The 2,119-nt window shown below is 67.1% G+C and carries 3 protein-coding genes, 1 tRNA gene and 1 pseudogene; 2 read left to right on the top strand and 3 right to left on the bottom strand.

What is annotated here, in order from left to right:
* The first annotated feature begins 67 nt into the window (after positions 1–67).
* Positions 68–784 carry an oligoribonuclease gene (orn, locus tag ACY45C_RS08375; protein ID WP_462187065.1) on the top strand — a complete coding sequence of 239 codons (717 nt, stop codon included), beginning with the start codon at positions 68–70 and terminating at the stop codon, positions 782–784.
* Here the strand turns inward: orn and ACY45C_RS08370 are convergent.
* On the bottom strand, positions 744–1,004 hold the full coding sequence (locus ACY45C_RS08370) for a hypothetical protein (protein WP_462187052.1): 261 nt from the start codon (positions 1,002–1,004) through the stop codon (positions 744–746). The genes orn and ACY45C_RS08370 overlap by 41 nt on opposite strands.
* Here ACY45C_RS08370 and ACY45C_RS08365 point away from each other — a divergent pair.
* A tRNA-His gene (locus ACY45C_RS08365) sits at positions 978–1,053 on the top strand. The two genes, ACY45C_RS08370 and ACY45C_RS08365, sit on opposite strands and share 27 nt — an antisense overlap.
* Before the next feature lie 77 nt (positions 1,054–1,130).
* Here the strand turns inward: ACY45C_RS08365 and ACY45C_RS08360 are convergent.
* Positions 1,131–1,847 carry a response regulator gene (locus ACY45C_RS08360; RefSeq protein WP_462187051.1) on the bottom strand — a complete coding sequence of 239 codons (717 nt, stop codon included), beginning with the start codon at positions 1,845–1,847 and terminating at the stop codon, positions 1,131–1,133.
* 83 nt (positions 1,848–1,930) lie between these two features.
* A pseudogene (locus tag ACY45C_RS08355) lies at positions 1,931–2,119 on the bottom strand (hypothetical protein); the annotation flags it as partial.

The following is a 2,119-nucleotide window of genomic DNA, read 5'->3' as shown; positions in this document are numbered from 1 at the left end:
CAGCTATCCCGATGAGAACCCGAGGGTGCACGTGACGACGGCGACCGCAGACCATAGTGTCAGCGGGATGGATCGACTGGTGTGGATCGACTGCGAGATGACCGGCCTGGACGCCGCGTCGGATCTACTCCTGGAAGTGGCCTGCTTGATCACGGACAGTGAGCTCAACATCCTCGACGAGGGCATCGACCTGGTCATCTCGGCGCCGGAGGAGGCGCTGCAGACCATGGAGCCGGTCGTCCGCGAGATGCACGAGGCCTCGGGCCTGACCGCCGCCGTCCAAGCCTCCACCTTGTCCCTCGCCGACGCGGAGCGCCAGCTCCTCGACTACGTCCGCACCCGGATTCCCGAGGTGCGCAAGGCCCCGTTGTGCGGCAACTCGATCGCCACGGACCGCACCTTCCTCGTACGCTACCTGCCGTCACTGGACGCTCACCTGCACTACCGCATGATCGACGTCTCGTCGATCATGGAGCTCGCCCGCCGCTGGTACGTGCGGGCCTACTACGCGGCTCCGGTCAAACGCGGCGGCCACCGGGCCCTAGCGGACATCCAGGAGAGCATCGAGGAGCTGCGCTACTACCGACGGGCCGTGTTCGTCCCCCAGCCGGGGCCGGGCACCGAGCAGGCCCGCGCGATCGCCGCCGAGATCCGCGACCAGGCCGATGCGTCGCTGGCCGCCCTGACCGCCGGAGGCTCCGAGCACCCGCAACCAGACGACCCGGCCGGTTCACCCGCGCGGCTTAGCGGGGGATCTTCCACCGCCCGCCTGAACGGGCAGTGATCTCGGCGAGCGCGGCCAGTGCGGTGAGCGCGGCCAGCATGACCGGGGTAACCCCCTTGCCCATCCGGTGGCGCGGACCGGTACGATAGCTTCGCTTGGTCAGGCGGCGCGGGTGGAACATCCCGGATTCGCACCGGTCGGAGGATCTCCGGTCCGGTCGGGTGTCCTCCTTCGGCATGGCAGCCAGGTTCTGGTGGGTGTAGCTCAGCTGGTAGAGCACCGGGTTGTGGTCCCGGTGGCCGCGGGTTCAAGTCCCGTCACCCACCCCAGAGCGATATCCCGCCGACCAGGCCCCGCAGGGTGGCGGACGGAGGCCCACCGCGGCAGCCGTGCGGCCCCGCCGGGCTCACTCGATGTCGAACAACCCCTGGCGGACCGCGTACATCACGGCTTCCATCCGCGAATGCAGCTGCAGTTTGTCCAGGATGTTACGAACGTGGTTCTTGACCGTGTTCTCACTGATGAACAGCTTGCGGGCAATCTCGCGGTTCGCGCGCCCCTCAGCGACCAGCTTCAGCACCTCGAGTTCTCGCGCGGTCAGGTGCGGGGCGTGCACCCGAGGACGGTCCTCGGTACCACGGGCCATCGTGGCGAACTCGACCATCAACTTCGATGCCATCGAAGGACTGATCAGACTCTGCCCATTGTGGACGGCCCGCACCGCGTCGGCCACCTCGTGCGGCGGAATCGACTTCAGCAGGTACCCGACCGCACCCGCCTTGATCGCCTCGAACAGGTCGGACTCCTCGTCCGAGACCGTGAGCATCACGATACGAGTGCGCGGAACAGCACGTTTGATGGCACCCGCCGCGGCGATCCCGTCCCGGCCCGGCATCCGGACATCCATCAGGACGATGTCCGGCGACGTCCCGGAGGCCAAGGTCAGAGCCTCTTGACCGTCACCGGCCCGGCCGACGACGCTGATGTCCTCCTCAATCTCCAGGACCGTCTGCAGGCCCTGGAGGAACAACTCATGATCATCTACTACGAGGACCCGGATCGGCGCGGAGCCCTCGACGGAGTCGGCTTCAGCGGCCGACGGCGGCACGACACTGGCCGTCATCACACATCCGGGAATCAGGATCGAATCGTCCGAGCGGCGGCAACCCGGACGCGCACGAAAGATGGTTCGGACACCATCCCACTCTACGTGATGAAGTACACACCCGAGGTCGTGACGGCGCCGAAGTGGTGCCGCCATCTCGCCCGATAAACGCATCCGACATGCCGGAAATAGTACGCGGTGGACGCTGCCACCCACCCGCATATGACCATGTTCGCGCGGCGAGTCGCGCCGGGTTTCCTCCTGGCAACGACCCCGGCGACCAACGCGAG

The sequence above is a fragment of the Frankia sp. CcWB2 genome (assembly GCF_977927585.1).
The sequence above is the reverse complement of the archived record's forward strand: the minus strand, read 5'-3'. Positions and strand labels throughout refer to the sequence as shown.

What these genes read in the sequence shown, in the direction of transcription:
- orn (WP_462187065.1), top strand. Translation starts at nt 68, where the DNA reads ATGGATCGACTGGTGTGGATCGACTGCGAGATGACCGGCCTGGACGCC.
- ACY45C_RS08360 (WP_462187051.1), bottom strand. Translation starts at nt 1,847, where the DNA reads ATGACGGCCAGTGTCGTGCCGCCGTCGGCCGCTGAAGCCGACTCCGTC.